General features: G+C 64.7%; 17 protein-coding genes and 1 tRNA gene. 10 read left to right on the top strand and 8 right to left on the bottom strand.

Features of this window, described 5'->3' with window-relative positions; genetic code table 11:
- Positions 1–237 precede the first annotated feature (237 nt).
- The 4 genes from AB0H93_RS08345 to AB0H93_RS08330 are packed head-to-tail and all read left to right on the top strand — an operon-like array spanning position 238 to position 5,115.
- A complete protein-coding gene (locus tag AB0H93_RS08345) occupies positions 238–1,785 on the top strand; it encodes a hypothetical protein (RefSeq protein WP_358569408.1) in 1,548 nt (515 codons plus the stop codon).
- On the top strand, positions 1,725–2,771 hold the full coding sequence (locus AB0H93_RS08340; RefSeq protein ID WP_358569405.1) for a hypothetical protein: 1,047 nt from the start codon (positions 1,725–1,727) through the stop codon (positions 2,769–2,771). Before AB0H93_RS08345 ends, AB0H93_RS08340 begins: the two co-directional genes overlap by 61 nt.
- Positions 2,768–4,351, top strand: a complete 1,584-nt coding sequence (locus tag AB0H93_RS08335) for a hypothetical protein (RefSeq protein ID WP_358569403.1) — start codon at positions 2,768–2,770, stop codon at positions 4,349–4,351. Before AB0H93_RS08340 ends, AB0H93_RS08335 begins: the two co-directional genes overlap by 4 nt.
- Complete coding sequence (locus AB0H93_RS08330) at positions 4,348–5,115, top strand: hypothetical protein (RefSeq protein WP_358569400.1); 768 nt, start codon at positions 4,348–4,350, stop codon at positions 5,113–5,115. The genes AB0H93_RS08335 and AB0H93_RS08330 overlap by 4 nt, the downstream gene beginning before the upstream one ends.
- Before the next feature lie 457 nt (positions 5,116–5,572).
- Here the strand turns inward: AB0H93_RS08330 and AB0H93_RS08325 are convergent, their stop codons facing one another.
- Positions 5,573–7,591 carry a Z1 domain-containing protein gene (locus AB0H93_RS08325; protein WP_358569397.1) on the bottom strand — a complete coding sequence of 673 codons (2,019 nt, stop codon included), beginning with the start codon at positions 7,589–7,591 and terminating at the stop codon, positions 5,573–5,575.
- 204 nt (positions 7,592–7,795) lie between these two features.
- Between AB0H93_RS08325 and AB0H93_RS08320 the strand changes: the two genes are divergently transcribed.
- Entirely contained in the window at positions 7,796–7,990 is a 195-nt protein-coding gene (locus tag AB0H93_RS08320; RefSeq protein ID WP_358569394.1) for a hypothetical protein, read from the top strand.
- Between the two features lie 34 nt (positions 7,991–8,024).
- Here the strand turns inward: AB0H93_RS08320 and AB0H93_RS08315 are convergent, their stop codons facing one another.
- From AB0H93_RS08315 to AB0H93_RS08295, 5 genes are all read right to left on the bottom strand, one after another.
- Positions 8,025–9,692, bottom strand: a complete 1,668-nt coding sequence (locus AB0H93_RS08315; protein ID WP_358569391.1) for a wax ester/triacylglycerol synthase domain-containing protein — start codon at positions 9,690–9,692, stop codon at positions 8,025–8,027.
- 116 nt (positions 9,693–9,808) lie between these two features.
- On the bottom strand, positions 9,809–10,204 hold the full coding sequence (locus tag AB0H93_RS08310) for a hypothetical protein (protein ID WP_358569388.1): 396 nt from the start codon (positions 10,202–10,204) through the stop codon (positions 9,809–9,811).
- A gap of 99 nt (positions 10,205–10,303) precedes the next feature.
- Positions 10,304–12,427: a hypothetical protein gene (locus AB0H93_RS08305; RefSeq protein ID WP_358569385.1), complete on the bottom strand. Its 2,124-nt coding sequence runs from the start codon at positions 12,425–12,427 to the stop codon at positions 10,304–10,306.
- A gap of 64 nt (positions 12,428–12,491) precedes the next feature.
- The gene (locus AB0H93_RS08300; RefSeq protein WP_358569382.1) at positions 12,492–14,489 is read right to left on the bottom strand and encodes a hypothetical protein; all 1,998 of its coding nucleotides are present in this window, start codon (positions 14,487–14,489) and stop codon (positions 12,492–12,494) included.
- Positions 14,486–15,148 (bottom strand): hypothetical protein, encoded by a 663-nt coding sequence (locus AB0H93_RS08295; RefSeq protein WP_358569379.1) that lies wholly within the window; start codon positions 15,146–15,148, stop codon positions 14,486–14,488. The genes AB0H93_RS08300 and AB0H93_RS08295 overlap by 4 nt, the downstream gene beginning before the upstream one ends.
- A 279-nt stretch (positions 15,149–15,427) precedes the next feature.
- Here AB0H93_RS08295 and AB0H93_RS08290 point away from each other — a divergent pair, with 279 nt between their 5' ends.
- The 3 genes from AB0H93_RS08290 to AB0H93_RS08280 all read left to right on the top strand — a co-directional run bounded on the left by AB0H93_RS08290 (position 15,428) and on the right by AB0H93_RS08280 (position 18,086).
- Positions 15,428–15,619, top strand: a complete 192-nt coding sequence (locus tag AB0H93_RS08290) for a recombinase family protein (protein ID WP_358569376.1) — start codon at positions 15,428–15,430, stop codon at positions 15,617–15,619.
- A 1,430-nt stretch (positions 15,620–17,049) separates the two neighbouring features.
- Positions 17,050–17,472, top strand: a complete 423-nt coding sequence (locus AB0H93_RS08285; protein WP_358569373.1) for a hypothetical protein — start codon at positions 17,050–17,052, stop codon at positions 17,470–17,472.
- 116 nt (positions 17,473–17,588) lie between these two features.
- Entirely contained in the window at positions 17,589–18,086 is a 498-nt protein-coding gene (locus AB0H93_RS08280; RefSeq protein WP_358569370.1) for a hypothetical protein, read from the top strand.
- Between the two features lie 809 nt (positions 18,087–18,895).
- Here the strand turns inward: AB0H93_RS08280 and AB0H93_RS08275 are convergent.
- Complete coding sequence (locus AB0H93_RS08275; RefSeq protein ID WP_358569367.1) at positions 18,896–19,849, bottom strand: hypothetical protein; 954 nt, start codon at positions 19,847–19,849, stop codon at positions 18,896–18,898.
- Between the two features lie 100 nt (positions 19,850–19,949).
- Here AB0H93_RS08275 and AB0H93_RS08270 point away from each other — a divergent pair, with 100 nt between their 5' ends.
- Entirely contained in the window at positions 19,950–21,560 is a 1,611-nt protein-coding gene (locus AB0H93_RS08270; RefSeq protein ID WP_358569364.1) for a recombinase family protein, read from the top strand.
- 32 nt (positions 21,561–21,592) lie between these two features.
- Here AB0H93_RS08270 and AB0H93_RS08265 read toward each other — a convergent pair.
- Positions 21,593–21,678, bottom strand: a tRNA-Leu gene (locus tag AB0H93_RS08265).
- 122 nt (positions 21,679–21,800) lie between these two features.
- On the opposite strand from AB0H93_RS08265, the gene AB0H93_RS08260 reads away from it, so the two are divergent.
- Positions 21,801–23,156, top strand: a complete 1,356-nt coding sequence (locus AB0H93_RS08260) for a M20/M25/M40 family metallo-hydrolase (protein WP_132490077.1) — start codon at positions 21,801–21,803, stop codon at positions 23,154–23,156.
- The last annotated feature ends 38 nt before the right edge of the window (positions 23,157–23,194 follow it).

The following is a 23,194-nucleotide window of genomic DNA, read 5'->3' as shown; positions in this document are numbered from 1 at the left end:
GAGCTTGAACATGCCGTTGACCGGCACTTGAACTGGGCGCATCGGCCACCCGTAGCCTGTGTCGTGGGCCGCTTCTAATCTTGGTTGCGTTGTTGCGCACTGGGGCGTCGTGATGACTTTGGAAATGCGAACCCAGCTCATCGGCGGCTCGATGGTGATGTGCTGGCTATTGAACACGGACAGCGTTGTAATTCGTGCATGGCTGCGTGAGAGCAGCGATGCGGGAGGAGTGCGGCGGTGGCAGAGGCTGGGGCGAGTCCGGTGTCGACCGGCGGCGGGGGTGTGACGTTCGAGCGGAAAGTCGCAAGCGACTACTTGGCACGCCTGCTGCTCGGGCACGGGGCGGACGGGTTAGGGCCAAGCCGGGTGGTTGTGTCGGTGGCCTTTCAGCAGGCCCCTGAGTTCACCGTGGACGACCTGGTGGTCGGGGCGGCCGCAGACGGCGAGGACGAGCCATCGCTCGTGCTGGCGGTGGCGGCGCGGCGCACGCCGAACGTGGTGGACAGCGATGAGAAGTCGCAGGGGCTGTTCCGGTCGTTTGTGAAGCAGTTGTGCAACATGCCGGCGGACGGGCCGGAGTTACGGCTCGGGTTGGCTGTCGCGGGTCCGCAGGACCATGCGGAGCAGTTGGCGGTTCTGGCTCGGCTTGCAGCTGATCAGTCGGATGCTGAGGGGTTCTTCGGGTTGGTGCGGACGCCGAAGAAGTTCGAAAAGCAGGTGCGTGACCGGCTGGTGCAGGTTGAGAGGCTGGTTCGCCGGGCACTGGTTGATCTTGAGGTGTTGGAACCGTCGACGGCTGTCGTTGAGCAGCATGCGTGGGAACTGTTGTCCCGGCTGGTGGTGTTGATGCCGCGGGTGGAGAGCGCGGACGATCCGGACTGGTCGGCGTTGGCGAACTTGCTGATCCCTGCGTCCCGTCGCCGCGACTTGAACGGGGGGATATCGCTGAGGGACCGGCTGTTGGTGCTGGCAGATGACTGGGCCCCGTCGGCCGCGTTGGTGAACGCGTCGATGTTGCGGCGGGCTGTCCACGACCTGCTGGATTCGTCGGTTCGCCGTCACCGGGCCGGGTGGCGGGCGCTTGAGCTGCTGGGTGAGCAGGCGCAGGCGGCGGTCGGTGACGAGATCGTGTCGGCGGATGGTGCACGTCGGGTTCGGGTGGACCGAGACGATGTGACGGCCAGCTTGACGGCGGCGGTCGGGTCGGCGGACGGGGTTGTTGTGCACGGCCAGTCGGGCGTTGGGAAGTCAGCGGCAACGCTCGGTTTGCTGACAACGATGAACACGGTAGCGAAGGCAGCTGACGAGCCGGGGACCGCCGATGATCGGGCGGACGCCGCTGGTGCTGATGGGGCCGAAGGTGAGTCGCAGATCGTGTGTATGAATCTGCGCCATCTGCAGCGGACGGTGCTGGAGTTCGAGGGCAGTTTGGGGGTGCCGCTGCGGGATCTGTTGGCGGAGATGTCCGCGCCGACCCGGGTGCTGGTCGTAGACGGGGCGGATGCGGTCGCTGAGGGAGCCCAGGACCTGCTGACGTACATTGTGGACGCAGCGGTCGTAGCGGACGTGACGGTGGTGGCGGTAACGGCGAGTGACGCGAACCAGCTGGTGGCCGACACCATGGTGGGCCGGATTGATGGCCAGGGCACGGTCGAGGTGGCGGTGCCGCCGTTGACGGATTCACAGGTCGATGTCGTGGTGGGCGAGTTCGGGGAGCTGAGCCGATGGCGGCGAACCTGCGGTCGCGGGAGCTGCTGCGGCGTCCGGTGGTCGTGGATCTGCTGATTCGTGGCGGAGTGCAGGGCGTGCCGTTCAGCGACTTTGACGCGATGCAGCAGGTCTGGACTGGCCTTGTTCGACGGAACGGTGCCACGGACCAGGGCATCCGGATGCGCGTGACCTGGCCATGCAGCTGCTTGCCGCCAGGAGTTGCAGGGCGGCGATCAGCTCGACGTTGCTGCGTCGATCGACCCGGATGCACTGGCGGGGTTGAGGAAGGACGGCTGCTGCGCACGTCGCAGGACAACCCGTTCTGCCCAGTGCCGGAGTTCGCGCATGACGAGGTGCGTCGGTATGCCGTGGCACGGCTATTGCTCGCCAACGGCGACCCGGTGAAGGGTCTGGTGGATACCGGGGTGCCGCGGTGGGCGTTGGGGGCGGCGCTATTGGCGTGTCAGGCGCTGTTTGTCGCCCCGGGCAGCGCCTCAAATCCGACGACGGGTCGGTTTGTGCGGTGGCAGGACAAGTTTGACGAGCTGGTCGCTGCCGGGCACGGGGAGCGGTGGACGGATGTGCCGGGAGAGGCGCTGCTGACCCTCGGAGACCCACGGCCGGTTTTGCGGGAGGCATGGCCGCAGCTCCAAGCGGCCGGCCAGGCCGGGGTGCAGCGGTTGATCCGGTTGGTGGACCAGCGACTGCGCGGTGAGAACACGTTCGTGCGGGTTCCGGCGGTGGAGCCGCTGGTGGAGCTGCTGCTGGAGGACGAGACGCCGTGGCAGTCCAGCAAGGGTGAGCGCACCCTGTTGCTGGAATGGCTGCGGTCACTGGTCGGGTCCGATGCGCCAGCGGGGTATGCACTGCGGGAGCAGCTGCGTGCCCGGCTGATGGAGTTCTGCGCTGCCGCTGACGAGCGACTTCGCGCCGAGGAGAAAGCGCGCGCAGCGATTACCGATGAACAGCGGGCGGCGATGTGGGAGGCCCGTAAGAACGTTCCGATCTTCGGTGAGATGGGGGGCACCCGCGGAGCCGGCGTCGTCGCCAGCGACCGGTGATCTCTGCCGAGATCACTGACGAGACGGTGGTAGAACTGGTCGCGTTGCTCGGCCCGGACCTGAGGGAGGACGGCGAAGCGATTCTGCGACGTATCGCGGACGCTGCACCGGAGCGCCTGGCCCCGGCATTGGAAGGCATCTTCTGTGGGCGGGCACTGGCGGGGTACCGGCAGGAGTTCCTCGCCGACATGGTGTTGGCGTACTACCTGGACGAGGAAGAAGACGGAATCCATAGTCACAGCTATGACGAAGGTGTGCGTGGGCATCAAGGATTTAGTCTTGGAGCGCAGATGGCGGCTTGGTACCGGGGGCCGTTCATGCCGCTGTTCCAGACTGACTTCCGTAACGGCGTCTCGATACTGAACCAGATCTTGAACCACGCCGCGACCGTGCGGGCCCGGACCCTGACGGGGAATGACTGGTACGACGGGCCGGTGCAGGACTCCGACCTTGACCAGTACCGCATCGAGCTGGGCATCACGGGTGCGCCGCACGTGTACGTCGGGGACGCCGGAACGTGGAACTGGTACCGGCGAACCGGTGTTGGGCCGTATCCGTGCATGAGCGCATTGCAGGCGTTGGAGCGGGTGTGCGACGACATCGTCGAGTTGGGCGTGCCGCTCGACGTCGTGATCCCGATGCTGCTGGACGGCTGCGACAACGTCGCCATGGTCGGGTTCGTCGTCGGCGTTCTTGTCCGGCACCTGGACAAGGCCGGGACTTTGCTCGATCGGTTCCTCGCCGAACCCGACGTGTGGCACTTCGAATTCGGGCGTGTCGTGCATGAGTACGGTGGGCTGCGGGCGTCGTCGGAAGGAATTGTGGGCGCGGACCGGCGGGGATGGTCGTTGCGCGAAGTAGCGACGTCGTTGGTGTTCGCTGCTGGCCCCGAGCGAGCTGAGGAGCTGCGACTCGTGGGACAGCAGCTTGTAGAGAAGGTTCGTGGTCACCTTGAGCAGCTCGGAGACGGCGTCCCGGCGGCCGCCGCGGAACTGGAGTTGAGCACGGCACGAGCGTGGGCAACCTGCTTCGACAGGTCAACCTATTCGGTGCAGGAGACCGACGACGGGTTTGTGATCGAGAGCCACCCGCCAGCCGAGGTGACGGCGGTCCTGTCGGCCGGGATGAGCGGGGTTCTGCGGAGTCAGGAATCGATGCGGCTGATCGTCCGGTACCACGTGAAGCAGGAGAACGGGACGGCCGAACCGATCACAACCGAGGATCTGGTCGCCGACCTCAGCTCCGCGGTCACGCTGCTCGACGCCCAGCCGGAGCTGGACGCGTCGGGCTGGGACGCGTCCGCCGCGGTTGCGGCCTACGCGCTGACTCAGCACTTCGTGCATGGGCTGCCGCTACCCGACGACAGCCTCAAGATCGCCGCTAACATCGTGCTGCGAGTTGGCGAAGGCGACATGCCACAACGAGACCACGACATTGAGGCGCCGTACTTCTCCCAAGGCGCGGAACGTAGTGCGGCCCGCGTCCTGCCGTTGTTGCTCACCCCGAAAGCCGACGACGTGCGCCGCCTCCTCGACGGGGCAGACGGAGCAGCCGTCTACGCGCGAGCAGAACGGCCGTGACTGGTCTCGCACACGCGAACGTGTTGCAAACGAGGCTGTTCCTCGCACGCGGGCTTGACAACCTGTGGGCGACGCCGTGCAGACACGATGCCGCGTGCCCGCACCGTGCCGCGCTGCGCATCACGATCGACATGATGCGGGACTGCGTCCTCGGCCCCTGGAACATGGAGCTGCAAAAGCACGCCATGGAAACGCTCAACGACCCGGCCGTCGACACTCTGCAAGCTGTATCCGACGACAGCGTCTACGTATCACGGCTCGACGCGGCGATCCGGGGCCTCGGACCTGCTGCTGCCGCGGGCATTTGTGTGTCCGACGACGCCCGCGCCCTGCTCGACGTGCTGCTCGGCGCACAGCGGCGCGCGCTGCTCGCTCACGAACGCGACATCGACCATCGCGGCACCCACTCCCTTGTCGCTGCTCGCGCTCTGCTCACCCTCAAAGACGACGACGCGATCTTCAGCCACATCGACGCCTACGTGGACAGCTCTCCGTTGCTCGATCAGACGCTGCGGGCGTTCAGCGTAGCCGCTGAAGAAGACGAACAGCGCGCGGACACCGCCCGCCGCGTCTGGCCGCACCTCGTCGCGAATGTCATCGACGCCCACGACGCGGGGCACACACCGTTCACGAGGTTCCAGGGAAGGGACTACACCCTCGCCGCGCTGCTACCCACTCCTGCCGGGGAAATGACATACCTGCACTCGGAGTCAACGGAAAACCCATCGTCTGGTGGGACCCGATCGCCTGGGAGGCCACAGTAGAACGGTGGCTTCACGTCGCGGGCGGGAAATCCACCTGCGCTGATGCCCTCGTCCGATTCGTCGCGTCATCGCTCCCCATTGCCGAGCAGGCCTGCATCGGTGTGCCGTGGGTTGCGCGCGCAGTGCTCACAGACCCCGGGGCGGTCGCCGATCGGTGCTACAGCCTGACCAACTGGCTCGTAGAAATCAGAACGGCCGCCGACGAAGCAGGCCTGTCCAGCGACTGGCAGCGCACCGTCGACGCTCTCGTCGTAGCCGGAGACACTCGCCTCACCCCCTACTCCGAGTAGCCGACATGGCAGGCAAGGCAGCCACGACTTGTCAACTAGCAATGCTGGGGAAGTGCCTTTTCACTGAAGTCCTGTACCTGTGTTGCTCGGCGTGTCAGGACGCGACAGGCCGTGGTGGCCTCGATCTGGCGACTCTGATCGGCGTGGTCGTTTCTGCTTCATTCGTCCTATTCGGTGTGAAACTCATTGTCGCGCCAGAATTTGACGAGCTGTGCATACAGGTCAGTACCGGATGGCGACTGGTGTGGGATGTAGAGCCGGACGAGATCCGCGTAGCTGGGGCGGAATCCGAACCAGATGTCGAATATCCGGAGCATGGTGTTCGGTCCGGGGGTGTGGTGGAGATGGAGGATGGTCAGTCCGTCGCCTGCTAGCTCGCTCTCCTTGCTGGCGCTGGATACGACGATCTTCCACAAGGGCTCCATCCCTGTGCCAAGGTCTCGGGTGATCGGTTCGTCGCCGACCTGGTCCAATGCGGCGGTGAGCGCAGGGGCGAGTTCGTCGAAGGATGAGGGCAGGTCCATGTCTGCCGCACGAGCACGTGAGACAGGCAGAACGTCGGTCATGAAGAGCTTACGAAGCCGGTCCTGGCCCTGCGGCCCGGTGTAATCGGCTGCCTGCCAGCAGGACGCGAGTTGCGCGCGAAGCGCATCCTGCTCGTCGATCCGGGGAGATGCATGCACGAAGAGTGTGTGCCGTGAGAACGAGTCTCTTACCTGCTGAGAACGGTGGATCTTCATCGCGCCTGTCAGCACAAACGCATCCATCGCAGCGAGCAAGCCGCTGTCGTCGCAATCGACCCGGCGGACAAAAGCTTTCTCCCCGGATGTAGCCATATCCCTCGACCCATCAGGCACATCGTCGGCATCGTAGAAGGTGTCCGGTCCCAGAAAGCCTGGAAACCTCGGCGCGCGCACCATGAAATTCGCTCGGTCGACGGTGGCTTGGTCGAGGTAGGAACTGCTTGTGTAGGCGACGTACTGGGCTCGGGGCAGAGCGTCGAGCAACGACTTGACCTGCTGATCGACAGTAGAACCAGGCTGAGTGGTATCTGTGTCGAAGTCGACCACGAGAGCGGGGATCTCGGCACGCTGGGTCCGATTGGCATGCAGGTCCGCTGTCAGCTTCCGTAGTACTGCGCTGTTCTTCTTGATGACTAGCAAACGCGTCGCTGCACCAGGCAGATTTTCTGGCGAGTTCAGGGGAAGGTCCGGCTGCTGCTTCTCGAAAGTGAGATCACGTAGCAGGGGACCGAGCCTGCCGTAGTCAAGATCCTGCCCAGTGAGACTTATGATGCCGGGCGCTTCAGGTATCGACGGAAGCTCGTTGTCCAGTCGTTGCTGGACCTGTCGGCGGACCACGTTCCGGTTTCCGGCTAGTACGATCACGAGCCGGTAGCCCGCGTCGATCGCCTTGGCAATTAGTCCGATCGCAGCAGTCGTTCGACCGCCCCCGGCTTCATACAAGACCAAGCCGCGGTGATGCTCAGGCTTTGCAGTACAGGGGGCGGCAAGTTCGGCGAGAACGTCGTTTGCCACGGATTCGGTGTAAGTGATGGCCCGAGGTGACCAGCCGCGCAGTGCGAGGGCACTCCGGTAGAAGTGCCAATAGGAGTTGCTAGCTCGGTCCGTGACCGGATGCTGCGCGCTGGCCGCTGAGCCATCGAGGCGCACCAGGAGCGCGTCACGTTCACGCTCAAGCTCGATGATCCGCTCCTTCGCTGAGCTCAGTTGGTGTTGCAAGGCTTCCACCACTGCGGGCCGGCGATTCCGGAGGACGTGGTTCTCTTCGAGTAACTCCTGGTACTGGAGCTCGGAGACCTTGAGACGCTCTCGGAGCGCGGTGGCCTGCTTCTGCAAGCGCTTGGCGTGGCCCCACGTCCCGCTGTGCGCGTCCTGGGCGGCGTACAGCAGCTCCAAGAGCTGTTCAGGTTGACCAGCCTGCGGAGTCCCTAGACACAGCTGAACCTCATCAATGAGGTCGTTGATGAATTCCTCGGAGGGCAGCACTGCACCGCTGAAGTAACGGGTCACTGTGCTCGGTTGTAGCGCCTGCTTCCTGGCGTATCCGCTCGCCGAGATACCACCGAGCAGGGCGAATTGCTCGCGCAGCGCGACGGCGAGCGCGCGGCGTTGGTCGGGCAGGTCTGGGCTTAGCGGCGCAAATTGGCCTGCGGTGTGCTGCACCTGCCTAGTCATATCGCGTCAGACAGGTCCTCGGCAGGCGTTGCATCGACTTCTGCAACGCGTTGCGTTCGATGCATCATCACGCTGAGTGGCAGGCTGATCAGCGATGCCGGCATGGACGCACGCCGGCCCCAAGTCTGCTCGTCGGCGTACCGCACGAGCTGCGACGCCCCATTGACGTGAGTCCTTGAAGGAGTAGCCATCGTGGCTAACGATGACGAGAAGCCGAGTTCGCTCCTGACCATGCGCAGCGCCCTAATTTTCCTGTGTGCGCTCGTTTCAGGCATCGGAGCAAGTGTCCTGACAGCCCTGGCCGGACACTCGTCCTACGAAGCAACACTGGTCGGCGTAGGTGCAGCCGCAGGCGCGACCAAGTTCTTTCACTGGATGATCCGATGACACACTGAACAACAGGTGTCGGACTTGCGCTGCGTCATCGCAAAGCACGCTTGTGAAAATCGCGCCCGGTCACAGCCCCAGTAGCACGGACACGACTCCGGAAGCGCCGCACGACGAGGTTGATACCCCGCTGCTCGAGAAGGCCTACCGGCTCGATGCCGAACACTGGTTGGAGCCGGATTCGGCGACGGCGCCGTGGGTGCGGTGGATCTTCCAGCAGCGCGCCGCGGGGGCGGTCCACCGATGCCGTCAGGCCTGGCGACGCCACCTCCCCTCGGTGATCCGTTCGACTAGGGGAAGTCATGCCAGGCCTGGCGGCCAAAGCTCTTGGGCAGAGCCATGAAAAAGGTAACGGCTGGAGCTGGAGTCGGTTCGGTCTAGATGCGGCGGACTGCCTCCGGGACGAACTGTGCGATCGCGGTGTCGCGGCTTCGAGTTTGCTGGGGTTGGTGACGAGGCCGGGATCGATGGATGAGACGAGGACGACCTCGTCGTCGTAGGTGAATGCGGTGAAGGCGACTGGGCACCCGACCGCGGGGGAGACCACGGTGAAGATGGAAACTCCGGCGCGGCCGAGGTGGAGCCGCCCGCCGCTGCCGAGGTTGCTGGCGACCAGGTCGGATCTGGCGAACAAGCGCAGGTTGAGCATGCGGCGAGCAGTTGCGGGCAGCAGCTGCATCAGATCGGGGATGACGGGCCGGGAGGACGACTGCATGGCGTTGTCCCGAGCGTTGCGTGCGGCCTGGTCGACGCGGGGCAGGCGGCCGTTGCGGATGTCGTTGCGGTCGAGGATGACAACGCCGCTGGCGAGGTTGATCGACCCGTCCTGCTCGATGTCTGTGCCCGGGCTGGGCCGCAGGTTGATCGGCATGATCAGCGCCGCTGGTTCGTCCGGCCACCCCTGGTAGTCGGATTCGGTGTAGGAGGTGATCAGTAGGAAGAGAGCGTTTCGTCGCCCGCCGTGTTCGCGCGCGACTCGCGCCCAGGTCTCGGCTGGGACTGTCCACATGGAAATCTGCTGTCCGCTGCGGGTGTGGCCGATTCGCCCAGGTGGTGGTGGGGTGGCCCAGATCTGCAGTTCGTTTTTCTGCGCGGTACGTCCGTGCCGGGTGAGCGCGGCGCGGACTGCGCGGCCGGCGGCTGCTGCGGTCGTGCGCACCTCATTGGCCAGTACCCGCAGGTTGTGGCTGGCGCCTGCGTGGCGTTCCTCGATCGCGGTGAGCTCGGTCTGCGGGCTGCCGAAGGCCTGCTGGAAGGCGGCCATGTAGGTCAGGCCGTCTCCCATGCAGTGGTGCAACCGGATCGCCAGCAAGGCACGCCCGTCGGGCATGCCGCGGAAGTACAGTGCCTGCCACGGAGGTTTGCCCGCGTCGAAGGGCCGGCCCAGCAGTGACGGCAGCTGGGCGAACGCCGCATCGAGTCCTCTGTCGGCGACTGTGATTTCGGTGAGGTGGTCGTCGATGCGTACGTCGTCGGAGACCGACCAGTTCGTGGTCCACGGGTTCTGTCTCACGATGCGTTGGCGGAACCGGGGGACGGTCGCGGTCAACCGCCGCAGCTGCTCGCGGACTTCGTGCGGGTTCAGCTCGGTGTCGAGGACCAGCAGGAAGACCATCGAGATGTTGACGTCGTGCTTGCGACCGACGGTCAGGTAGTTCAGGTCCGCCGCGCTCATCTTGCGTCGGAACGCGATGCGTGGCATTAGCCTCACAACTTTCTCGACGATTGATTCGGTGACGTGGTGTGCAGTCGGTCGTAGCTGGTTCGCCGGATCCGATCCTCGCAAAACCGGCAAGGGTGCCCCGCCGACGCGTGCCGTCAGACCCGGCCGAGGCGATAGGCAAGCTCCGATAGCAGCACGACCACGACCATGACCGCAGCGGCCACGTAGACGAAGTTCACCTGGCCCAACATATCGATCGCGACACCGCCCAGCACACCGGATAACGCAATCGACAGATACAGAACCGCTCCGCCAAGCGCCACCACCAGTGCAGCGTTGGCCGGCTCGGTGTTGACCAGCTGGTGCGTTTGCGGTGTGGTGACGGAGAAGCCGATCATTCCATAGAGGACGACGGCGGCGATGGCCGTGCGATAGCACGTTGCCAGCGCTGGCAGGATGGCGAATAGTACAACCAGCAGTGCCAGAGCACCGCCAACTACGGCCCGGCCACCGAACCGGTTGACCATCAGACCCGCGATCAGGTTACTCATCACCCCCATCAGACCGAGACTGAGGGCAAGACTGGCCAGCCGGACGCCGTCTCCGCCTGTGGCAGGTTGGAATACTGTGGACAGCCAGAGAGGCGCATGTCAGTGCACTGGCGATCCTTTACCGGACCCCCTCTTTTGCGCCTTTCGTCTTGGTGCGCGGTCATACTTGCGGTCGCTTTCCGGCGTGGTGACGTCGCTGGGCGTTGGACGCCCGATCGGGAGGACGCCGATGACCATGAGTCTTGGTGTTTCGGTGGGGCTGCGGGTGACGGACGTGATCCAGACGCTGTCGTCGAGGCTGGTGTATCCAGCTGTGTGGGGGCCGTGGTCTCCGACGATGAGGATGCCGAAGGGTGGGCCGGTAGCGGTGTAGTTCGTGGCTTGCGGCAGGTAGTCACGTTCCACCGCGATCTTGGTGGCTTTGCTAGATCGCCGCTTGATCTCCGTGACAAAGCGGTTGCCTGGTTGCGGGGTGTAGGTGATGTCGGTGCGGCCGCTGGCGATGTCGATGACCTCGCGTTGGACGGTGCCAGGGGTGAGTGCGATAGAGAGGTGCTGGTGGAGGTCGTCCTGGATGGTCTTCTCGAGCCATAGTCGAGTCTTGCCGTCGTCGTTAGGTGGGCAAGGACCTAGGTATCTGGTGATGTCGCCGTACAGGTCTGCTTGGGCGTCGAACCTCACGTGCAGGAAGCGCAGCACCTGGTCGAGGAGTGCGGTGAAGTAGGTGGAGACCGGAGGCGCCCATTCTGGGCTTTGTGACAGCTGTTCCAGCAGCGTCACGACCAACCGGTCGTAGCGGGGGTTGCCCGTTTGCGCAAATCCGTGTTGGTGTTGTTGCAGGTTGGCCTCGACTGCGTCGAGAAGGGCGGGGTCGAGGTCGTCGCGCAGGGCTGGGCCGTTGTCAGCGAACAGCGCCGCGAGGGCGGGGCGGTTCGCCACGGCTTTTCCCAGGGGTTCCTGCTTTCCTGTTGTGGCGGTGGCGACGCGCTGGCGGACGGCGTCGCGTAGGGCTGTTGCGTCGGGGTGGTCGGCGAAGCGGGGGTCGTGGGCGAGTGCTTGCTCGAGGTGGTGGAGCAAGCCCGCGCGCTTGGCGAAGCTGGCTTCGATGGTGGGGTAGACAAGTGAGCCGAGTTCGTCGGCGTGGGCCGGATACACCCTGACGGCCCGGCTGGCGAGGTAGACGTCCATCAGTTCCTCCAGCGCGGCCGCTGCGTCGTACCAGCTCGGCTGGATGAGGTGCTGCGCGGCGGCTTGGAGGGTCGTGGCCAGTCGCGCCCAAGCGGTCAGGGCATGGCCGCGGGCGGCCAGCCACGGCATCTCGTGGTGACCGGAATTCCAAGCGCGGAGCGTCGCGACGCTGGTCTCGAGGAGTTCGACGGCTGTCCGAAGGCGGTCGACAGCAGCGGCGCCGTGTTCAGCCAGGTCACTGAAGGCGAGGATCGCCTCGACGGACGCGGCATAAGCACGGGCGTCGAAGCGTGCCTCATGGTGGTCGGCGACGTCATTAAGCCGCATGAGCGCCCGCTCCAAATCCAGCATGGCTGCGGATCCATCGTGCTGGGCGAGGGCGGTGTGGACGTGCGCCAGGCCGAGTTCGAAGACCGCGTCCGCGCGTGTGGCGGGGTCAAGGCACCGGTTGTCGGCCAGCCGAGCAAGGACGTCCAGCAAGTCAGAGTCGCCGAAGTGGTCGTGTGCCAGGCCGATGACGACGGGCAACCGCTCCAGCGCGTCCGGCGGCTCGTCCCCGGTCACCTCACTCAGCAGGCTGAGTAGTCGGTGCTGCGGAACGTGTTTCGACAGCGCCAGACGCAGCAGGCCCGTTAGGGAGGGGTGGGCAAGCTCGGTGCGGCTCTCGCTGTGCAGCGCGGCATCGGCGTGGTTATAGAAGACACGTGCAGCGTCGCGGGCCAAGCGGTCGAGCAACAGGTTGTGTTCACAGAGGACATCGATCGCGTCGGTGAGCACCCATCCGCTGTCGGGGTCGCGCATGCCCGCGCTGATGGCCTGCAGCAGCCCGGAAGCCTGGTCTTCGGCCAGGTCGGATAGGCCGATCGCCACAGCTTGCATCACATACGGCAGCTGGGGGCCGCGACACACGACCTCGGCGTCAGCGAGCACGGACTCGACGCCCCGCAGGTCGTCCAGGGTGGGACCCGCTTCCAGCTGCGCCTCGGTCGCGACCGCCGCCCATTCCTGCAACGCCTGCTCGGTGTTCGTCCTCAAAGCCCTTCCCGTCCCCGCTCGGTTCGCCAAGGCCTCACTCCCCTAGAAAACTAGAGGACGTCACTCAGAACAGGTGTGTTCGCTCAGCTGTGATGATGTGGTCCTCCGGAAGCAGCCCGTCGACGAACTCGGGATGGGCGGTCGTGAACACGACCTGTAAGGTCGGCAGCTCCTGCGTGATCTTCTGCAGCTCGGTGATCAAGCTGCGTGCAGCGGCCTCGTTGAGCTCTTCGGCCGCGATGGAGTCGATGATCAGCAGGCCGGGGTGGGAGGTCACTCCCCGCGCCTTCCCGATCCGCAGCAGAGCGATGACCGTCGCGATGCGCATGCGCAGCCGGTCGCCCCGGGAGAGGTCCTTGTACGCGTGCGGCTCCCCGTCCTTCACCGCGTTGACATGGGCTGCGCGATCAAGCTTGACCGAGTCCAGGTTCTGGACGCCAAACCGCTTGCAGAGCGCGACGATCTCGGCGTCCATCTCCGGCAGCAACGTCTTGGCAGCCTTGTCCACGACCTTCAGCAGCTGCTTTCGTGTCGCGGCCAACACCGAGGTGATGGACGTGCCATTACTGGGCGGCGAGTCCTCAGACGGCGCTGTCGCGCTCAGGCGGCCGCGGAGCTCAGCGGCTTTGATCTCCAGCGTCTGCAACCGGGCCACCGGGTGCTCGCCGGCCATCACATCGTCCAAGGCGCGGCGGGCTGCCTCGTGCTCGTCCCGACGCAGCTTGACCTCCGTCCTCTGCTCCTGGTGCCGGCTGCTGATCTCGGCCTCAGCAGCCGTGGCGATGGAGATCACCTGGTCGAGCTCGGCCAGGATCGCTTCCGCAAGCTCTGGTTCGACCTGTGGCAACGTACGTGTGCACACGGCACAGTTGGCGTTGGACCGCTCTTGCGAACGGCGTTCCGGCGTCAGCGGTTCCTCGCACCGCGGGCAGCAGGTCGGATCTAGGCGGCCCAGAACCCGGCGCGCCTGCCACGTCTCGGTGGCGTCGAGCTTGGCCTGCTCGGCGCGCAACCGTGTGTCGCGCGCCTCGTGGAACGCCGTGTCGGTCCGCTCGAAGGTCTCCCTGGCCTCGCGCAGGGTGTCAGCGGCGCGGTCCAGATCGTGCAATAGGCCCGAGACTCTAGGCGTGTCGCTGGAACGGAGTTCCGTGATCTCCGATTCGACCTGGTCCAACTCCTCCCACCAGACCGCGCGTTCCGAGGCACGGGCCGCCGCGTCGCCCTCAGCTCGCCGCTTGTGCTGCTTCGCTGTCCGCGCTTCCCGCTTCTCCGCCACTGTCACCTCAGCCAATGTCGAGCTGTATGGCAGGTCGACGAACAGCTCCATGAGCTTGCCTGGAAGACCGGGCGCGTTCACGTCGCCGAGCAACAACTGATCGCCACCGTGATTGAGGTAACAGGCACCGAAGTATGAGGTCCAGCCGTGGATAGACGGGGCTCCATCACCGTCGGCGCCGCCACTGCTCGACCACAGCTGAGTGCGGTTCATCCGCAGTGTGTCGAGCATGAACTGGCCGATTACCTGCTCGATCTCTCCCAGTCCAACCGCCTCGGCCAGCGAACGCAGCCCTTCGTCGGGGGCGTTGATCAACTCGTCCTCGCTGTCCGCTGTGCGGATGGTGGCACGAGCCCGACGTTCCCAGCCGCCGCTGGCGTCGATCGAGATCCGTACAGGCCGGCCGGCTACGACCGCGTCGAGGCGTAGATGCCGCACCCACGAGCGGACATCCTTGGGCAGGTCACGCGAGGCACCCCGCAAGGGCAGTACGAGGAGCTCCAACAAGCTGGTCTTGCCTGCGCTGTTCTCGGGGTGCACGATCGCCCACACCCCGCTGCCGAACCGTCGATCCACGGTGAACGACTCGCCGGACTTTTTCTCCCCGACAACGACCAGGCGCGCCAGCTGCAAGCGCCGGTCCGACACGGCCGGGGTGCGCACGCCGATGTTCACCGTGGCCAAGGCAGTCTCCACGGCATCGCGGGAGATCTTGAGCTCATCGCCGACCTTTGCCATGAGATCCGCTGCGCTGACAGTTAGAGTGTCGGATGTCGGGGTGCTCATAAGAGGTCATCTCCAGCGCGGTGGGACGCAGTGTTCGGTGTGCAGGTGAGGCGCTCACGGAGTTGGGCCAAGCGTGCCCGCGCCTTCTCCGTGATCGGCGGGATGTGGGAGTTCCAGGGCGTGTCGGCGTAGTCGCGAACCAGGTACTGGCGGCGCTTGAGCTGTTCGCCACCCAGTCCGTCTGACAACCGCACCACCAGTTGGGTGCGCTCGCGGTACCACTTCACGGCGGGTGCCTCGTCCAACATCGTGTCGGCCACTTCCCGGCCCCGGACAGTGAGCCAGTAGCGGTGCTCCGTCACCCTCTCGTGGTTGACGAGTTGCGACTTGCGGACGAGTCCCTTCTCGACCAGCGGCGCCAGAACGTCGTCCAAGCGTTCGAATGCGCCGAATCGATGTCGAAGCATCGGAAGACGCCGCAGGTCGGGTTCCTCCGAGTCAAGGATGTCGCCAGCCAGAACCAGCAGGTAAGGCTCGTCGGGCGCCTTCTCATACTCGTTCATCAGCTCATTTGCCAGGTAGTCCGGGTACCGCACCCAGAAGTCCAGCTTCTGGAGCCGCAGCTGACCCCGCACGACCCCCACGGCCTCGCCCGCCACATCCCCGTCCTCATCGGAGGGAGTATCACTTGCTGCAGCGATGAGCAGCAGCAATCTCACCGCGCTCTGCCATCGCGAAGCCTTCCGTACGCCGTCCGTCACCCATCCCCCTGTACTCATCGACGTCGATGACGGTGTCAGCGGGCGCCAGTCCGTGTAGGTCGCTGCACCCGGACTACGCGCGCGACACATCCAAGGACCCGTCTTAATGCGCCGCTCAAGAGATCGACTCAGCGTGTCGAAACGTTTCATAGAGCGCAACCTCGTTGACCAGGTCCAGCGCGGTGCAACATTCCCACGCGATGACGGAGCTGAAGACCGTGATCAGCACGGCTTGGCATGGGCATGATCTTGGAGAATCCGCGCTACATGGGACGTCAGGTGCGGAACCGGCGCAGCGCAGTCGGCAATCACCGCGGCGGCCGCCCCGCTGGCGGTACCGGAGGTCGCACGAACGCTGAAAAGTGGGCGGTGTCGAACAAGCCTGCACATCCCGAATTGGTCGACGAAGCAATGTTTCGTTCTGTCTAGGGCATCCGGGCCGCGAGGAAGTCCTAGAACGAAGGTACCCGGACGTATCTGCTGGCGGAGCTGATCATGTGCGGGGCATATGGCCAGCGATTCGATTCGTACTGGGTACACCGCCGGCCTGGTTACCGTTGGCGTCACGGACGCACCGGGGCCCGTACTCCAGCCCCGGGTTCGAGGAACACCTACGTCGGGAAGGCCACCTGCTCGACCCCCCTGCGGGGCCGCCTGGGCCGACCTAACCGGCGACGGCGACACGGACCTGGTCGACTGCCTCCGTATGAACGGGCTGATGCTGGACTGGACCACCGAAGAAATGCCGCCAACGACGTCGTTGACTGACGGCAGCAGACGTACGAGGCGGTGATCCAGTCGACGAACCCCTCGGAGAGCGCTCTGGCTGCGGATGTCGGTGTGTTTCTTCGCGTTGTTGAGCGGGCGACGGTAGGTCCGGTCATCAGGTTGGCCTAGTTGGGTTGATCGACAAGCCGTGGGGAAGTCCCGGTATCCCTGGCCACCTCAAGAATGTTACAGAAAAATTTGTGATGTCTCTTTCACTTGCTTGGCGAATAGGCCGTTTTGCGAAGGCTGGCTAGTTTTTTCCTTGCCTGGATGTTCTGCCTCCCTTCTAGTGGTGTTCCGGGTCTCGCAGAAAGGAAGCATCCTTTTTGTTTTCGCTGAAAAGATGGCCAGTTCTTGCTGTGGCCATTTTCGCTGTTTCGTCCATTGCTGCGTCTGCGCCTGCGGTAGCTGCCCCCGTCGAAGAAGTGCCGAGTCCCTCGTCGCTTGCTTTGAGTAGTGCAGGCATGGACCCTGTTTGGCAGCAGCAAGCGTGCCGGGATCGAGCTGGTGCTCGCGGTGCGCAAGATTGCTATGAGTGCACTGTCGTCGTCAAAAGCAACGCCGGATTGCCAGCTAAATCGGCGCCTAGTGTTGCCGAATCGCTGGCATCTGTCGATGAGTATGCGGCCCCGGCTGGCGTTGGAGCAAGTGGTCTGGCGCCAGCATGCAATTATGGGTTTTACAATCCGAATCGCTTCACGTCATGCTCGGCTGCGGTTTGGACGGTTCGGCATACTCAAACGTCGTCTACAGGGCAGGTTACTGTCCGTGGTGAAATGGACGTTCGGGTCTCTTCGTCGGTCGAGTTTCTCCGGGGGAATGGAGCGACATCCAGCTGGGACCTCGACACTGACATTGAAGTTACACGCACTTGGGGGACGCTCGAGACAGCAAGTGGAATAGCGTGGACGGGTTACTACAATAACAACGCGGTATGCACGACCTCGCAATTGGGGGATTCGAATGCTGAAGGGGAATCTCTGAATCTTGCGTACCAATCCAAAATCTCAAAGTGGTACACTCAGTACTCCGCAACGTTGCCGGTAAACGGGGTTCGAGACCTTACTGGTCATCTCGGTGCGGCGATCCAGGTGAACGCTCCGGCGAACCCGGTTCTCATTATTGATCACGCGGAGAACGCGCTTTTTGGTCGATGTGACAATGTCAATAACAGGTTCGGTGCCGGATGTGTCGATCAAGAAGGAATGGCGTACGTTTTGTACGACGTGCGCGATAATCCCCTCGTGGAGGATGTTGCAAAGCATGTGTTCGACGCGATCCGGACGCTTCCGAGTCATTGGGGAAGTGGGGCAGTCGGCGGCAATCCATTGACCAGACTCACCAGCGAGGAGCGCATCGACGCCAACCGAAACGTTGCTTGCGGGAATGCTCAGCCCCCAGTTGGCTACTCCTGCGATGAGTACCCGATGGCATCGACGTACCAAGGCGGAGACGGGGCAGCACCCAACGACCGTTCCACCCGTGACGTGCTGATCAGCGCCAACAACAGCTAAGGCGGGATCACCAGCGCGTACTACGACTACTACCGGGTTCTTGACCAGGACCCCTTCTATGTCCAAGCTATCTTGAAGGACGGTTCGGTTGCCTGGTCGTAGAGGAGAACGTGTTAGTGCCTGATAAGCACGACGATGTGGTACTGGCCGTCACGGTTCGCGATGGTCAGTACCACATTCGTTCACTACCTGGAATTGATGACATGTGGCCCGGTTCCCGCGACGGCTTGTTCGTGGGAGAGGACAACTGGGTTGCGGTCTTGTGCGGGACCCAGTGGGGGCCGCTAGACCTCCGAGTTCGCAAGCACGACGCTCCTCCCGGTGGCGTCGACCAGGACTGGGACATGGCGGCTGAGTGGTCACTGGACTGCACCGACGGCATCCTCAACACCCAGAACCTCTACGGCGGCAATCCGCCCCACGCCATCGATGTGCCCCCGGGATGGGGCAGACTCCGGCTATCGGTGCGCGGCCGGCAGGTCGCGCAGGAAGTAACAGAACCTCTGGACGTCGCGGTTGAGAACCATCTTCTCGAACTCTGGCCCGAGCCTGAGCGGCATGACCCCGCGGTCGTCCACGGCCCTGACAGCATGGCGCGGTTCCTGCGCTCGTGAGCAAGCAGTCGGCTGCACTGGATGTTAGGAACGGGCCATGTCGGCCACCACGAGTTCTTCCTCCTGGACGACAGGACTCACTCGGAAGAGTTGACAATGGACTGGACACCACTGCTGTCGGGGTTCTCGCGATCAACGCCAGAGTCCATACCGGCGTGATCAACTTTCGTCGACATCGTTCAAGCCCGAGGTGGGTACGGGACCGCGCGCCGCGGCCATTGACCTATACGTCAGCTAAGCGCCTCCTAGGCCCCAAAGGCTGTGAAGTAGAAGGAGGTTGTCGGTCTAGGACTTCGGAAGCTGCAGTGAGATGGGCCATTCGGCCAGACTCTACGCCGGAGCTGAGGTTGATGTGCAGGACATAGCCAGCCCTCGCTGTAGTGCTGTGGGGACGAAAACGGGCAGCTAGAGGCGGCCGTCAACGAGAGCTGGGATAGGGGCGCGGAAGAGACGATCTCACCGGTGATGATCGCTAGCGGCGAGTACGGCGGCTTCCTTCGATGCTTGGACAAGCAGGCCACCGACGACACAGCCATGATCACAGGTTCGACCCTGTGTAGAGCTTGAGGTCGAACGTGCGGGAACCGACTGCGGAGGCGGTGACGTAGACCTGCAGATTCGGTCGCAGTGAACGTTTGGGGTCTGGTCTCGGTGGCGGTCATGAAGTTGTCGGAGACCGGGTCGCCCCACCGGTAGTCGGCTCGTTGGTGCGGGTCTGTGCCTTGGCGGGTAACGCCGGGGTATGGGGCGCGGCAGCTGTGGCAGCTGGCGGAGGTTTCTGACGACCGCTGCCGGTGCGGGGCTTCGGGTTAGCGCCGGAACGGGCGTCGTCCGTCGCGTGGCTCCATGTTGTTGAAGGTCTGGAACCATGCCTGCGGTCGGTAGTCGCCGATGCCGAAGCTTTGGTTGGTCTCGCTCTCGGGATCCTCGATGCCGTCGAGTTCCGCGTCGAATAGGGACAGAATGTCGAGGTCCTGGAAGAGGACGTCGTACAGGGCGGTCCACTCGAAGTCGTCTGGATGTTCGGGGATGTGCTTGAGCGGACCGTCGAAGCCGGCCCAACCGTCTTCGACGGCCGACTGGGCGTAGCGGATGCTCAGGTGGAGTGCCATCTCTTCGGCGGGGCAGCGGGGGAGTGGCCAGTCGCCGGTGGCGAGGTCCGCGGCGAGATCGTCGAATGCGCGTGCCGCTTGTCGCCGCCAGACGGCGTCCTGCCGCCAGGTGATGCGTGGATACTCGTCGAAGATATTCCAAGCGGACTCGTTGTCCACCGGTTCGTCGCCATGCTCGATCACGTCGTCGTAGGCCTGATCAGCGAGCATCTGGCTCATGGACGACAAGACGGCAGCCGTTCGGGGCGCCAGCTCGAAGCCCTCGCAACTGTCACACGAATCGAGCCGACAGCCGCACGTGTGAAACAGCGATGCGAAATCCGGGTACCGGGCTGGCTCAGGATTGTCGAGGTCATCAACGCGGTACGTCGTCAGGTCGCACTGGATCCCCGGTACATCGAAGGAGATCATCTGCCCTGGATCGGCGAGCCAGGAGACCGCTTTGGTGAGGTCGCCCCGGACAGCGTCCTGCTCCTCAGCGACGATCTCCGCGACCTCTGCCTTGTCGCCAGCGAACGAGGTCTGCGCGATGTCCTCCAGCGCCGCTTGCTTGACCGCAGTCGCGTCGGTGACGTCGAAGATCGCTTCAGCTGTGACTTTCACCCGCCGTACGGGCTTCTCATCCCCAGGCATACGGTCGATCTTAGCCACGGTGCCTGTTCAGACACGCAGCCAGAGCGGTTCAGGGCATGGCCAACCGCTTGGGTTCTTCGGCCGACCGCAGCAGCGCCAGTTGCGGGCGGCGACAGCGATGGAGACGACGTTCAGCCCGGGCGCGTATCGGACTGCTCTGTTCGGGTGTAGATCAAGTCCTTCGCTGCCATGGGCCACCATGTGTCTCGGCTTCGAAGCAGGAAGGGCCGAGATGGGTGGGTTGACCAGTTCCGGCTTTGTCGACGCGGTGGCGGCACGTCGTGGTTCGCCGCGACCGTCGGCAAGACCGACTGGTGGTGTGCGGTTCGCGTTCTACGGGCGGATGTCGACCAGTGGTTTCCAGGACCCGGAGACCTCGCGCGCGTGGCAGCGGGCGCTGTCGGAAGAGCTGGTCGAGGGCGTCGGTGAGATCGTGGTCGATTTCTTCGACGAGGGACGGTCGCGGCGGTGGTCGTGGTGGGAACGCCCGGCAGCCTCGGCACTGTTGACAGCGGCGGAGGACCCGGACCGTGGGTTCGATGCCGTGGTGGTGGGCGAGTACGAGCGCGCTTTCCACGGTGATCAGTTTCGGGAGGTCGTGGCACGACTGAACGCACTCGGGGTGCAGCTGTGGCTGCCCGAGGCCGGTGGGCCGGTGGAACTGGACAGCCCGGTGCACGAAGCGTTGATGGTGTTGCTGGGTGCGCAGGCGCAGCGTGAGGTGGTGCGGGCTCGACATCGGGTGAAAGCCGCGATGGGATACCAGACACGACGCGAGGGACGTTTCCTCGGCGGTCGCCCACCGTATGGATATCGCCTGGTGGATGCGGGTCCGCATCCCAATGCCACGCATGCGCAGTGGGGGCGGCGTGTTCACGCGTTGGAGCCGGATCCGGAGACTGCGCCGTGGGTGCGGTGGATGTTCGCCGAGCGGGCGCGTGGTCGGTCGGTGGCGTCGTTGGCACGGGAGCTCAACGCGCGTGGTGTGCCCTGTCCGGCCGATGCGGATCAGGCCCGGAACACCCCTCGCTCGGGGAAGGGGTGGATCGCCCGCACTATTGCGCTGATTCTGGAGAATCCGCGGTACACCGGCCGGCAGGTCTGGAACCGGCACTCCACGAAGGGCCACGGCGCCGGGGGACGCGCTGGTGGCCGGGGTTCGGGGACGGTGCGCCGGAGTTCGGTGGAGGAGTGGGAAGTTTCCAAGCAGCTGTCTCATCCGGCGTTGGTCGATGAGTCCACGTTCCTCGCCGTTCAACGGATCCGTGCTGTCCGGCCGCCGGCCAAGGGTGGTGAGGCTCGGAAGTACGAGCTGGCTGATCTGGTGGAGTGCGGGGAGTGCGGCCGTCGGATGGACGCGCATTGGGTGCACGGCCGCGCCGGTTATCGCTGCCGTCATGGCTCCAAGGCCGCTCTACCACGGTCGAGACAGACGCCCCGTCAGGTGTACGTCCGGGAGGATCACCTCCGCGAAGCCTTACCGGGCCTGCTCAGTCAGCGAGGTGGGGAACCACCCGAGGATGATGTCGGGATAGGGGTGGGTGACCATCTTCGCCGAGCAGGGCTGGAGGTCGTGTGTAGCCACGCGGGCTGGCATCTCAGGCCGATTCCGCGCTGTCCAACTCCAGATCTGACGGCCTCACCTGGCCAAATACGCTCCGCGCCCGAGACGGACTCCACCATCGAGCGCCAGAAGAAAAACCCCGCCGCCAGCAACGAGGAGTGCTAGCTGTCGAGTCAAAAACCTGTGGGGTAAGAGAGTGTCCGAGGGGGGACTTGAACCCCCACGCCCATTAGTAGGGCACTAGCACCTCAAGCTAGCGCGTCTGCCATTCCGCCACTCGGACATCTTCGGCTCGGCCCTCTTTCTTTCGGGCCTCCCCGCTGTGTTGTGTACATAGATTAGCCCATGGTCAAACACGCTCCAACGGCACCCCCCTCTTCCGTGGCCGGGTGATAGAAATGCCTGGTGAGCGCACACAACGAGGGTATCTCCGGCACTGATCACGACGCTGGGTTGCTGCGGGCCGAGGACGAGGTCGTCGGCCTGGCGAGCGACCTGATCCGCATCGACACCACCAACACGGGCGACCCCGAGACTCTCGTCGGCGAGCGTGCCGCCGCCGAGTTCGTGGCGGCCAAGCTCAGCGAGGTCGGTTACGACGTCACCTACGTCGAGTCCGGGGACCACCCCGGGCGCGGCAACGTCATCGCCCGCTTGCCCGGCGCCGACTCCACGCGGGGCGGGCTGCTCGTGCACGGGCACTTGGACGTCGTTCCCGCCGATCCCGCCGAGTGGTCCGTCCACCCGTTCTCCGGGGCCGTGCAGGACGGCTACGTGTGGGGGCGCGGCGCCGTCGACATGAAGGACATGCTGGCCATGAGCCTCGCCGTCGCGCGGCGGCTCAAGCGCGACGGCATCACCCCGCCGCGGGACGTCGTATTCGCGTTCCTGGCCGACGAGGAGGCAGGGAGCTTCCACGGGGCTCAGTGGCTGGTAGACCACCGGCCCGAGCTCTTCGAGGGCTGCACCGAGGCGATCAGCGAGGTCGGCGGCTTCTCGGTCACGCTCAAGGACGGCGTTCGCGCCTACCTCGTGCAGTCCGCGGAGAAGGGCATCCGCTGGCTGAAGCTGCGGGTGCGGGCCCGCGCCGGGCACGGCTCGATGGTGCACGACGACAACGCCGTCACCAAGCTTTCCGAGGCCGTGGCGAAGCTCGGCAACCACCGGTTTCCGCTGGTGCTGACCGACTCTGTTCGCGAGTTCCTCGCCGGCGTCACCGAGATCACCGGCTGGGACTTCCCGGAGAACGACATCGAGGGCGCCGTCGCCAAGCTCGGGAACCTGTCGCGGATCGTCGGCGCCACGCTGCGCGACACCGCGAACCCGACGATGCTCACCGCCGGGTACAAGCACAACGTGATCCCGTCGGTGGCCGAGGCCGCCGTGGACTGCCGGATCCTGCCCGGTCGGGAGGAGGCCTTCGACCGCGAGCTGGCCGAGCTCCTCGGGCCCGACGTGGAGCGCGAGTGGGTCGGGTTGCCGCCGGTGGAGACCAAGTTCGAGGGGCGCATCGTCGACGTGATGACCGCGTCGCTGCTCGCCGAGGACCCGGGGGCGAAGGCGCTGCCCTACATGATGTCCGGCGGCACCGACGCGAAGTCGTTCAGCCGGCTGGGCATGAACTGCTTCGGCTTCGCGCCGTTGAAGCTGCCTGCGGACCTCGACTTCGCGGCCCTGTTCCACGGCGTCGACGAGCGGGTCCCGGTGGACTCGCTGAAGTTCGGCACCCGCGTGCTCGACCGGTTCATCCGCAACAGCTGATTGTCGGTGCCGTCTGGTTTCATCTACCCGAGTTGATC

Origin of the sequence: Saccharopolyspora sp. NPDC050642, assembly GCF_040654735.1 — a bacterium.
Lineage (GTDB): Bacteria > Actinomycetota > Actinomycetes > Mycobacteriales > Pseudonocardiaceae > Saccharopolyspora > Saccharopolyspora elongata.
The sequence above is the reverse complement of the archived record's forward strand: the minus strand, read 5'-3'. Positions and strand labels throughout refer to the sequence as shown.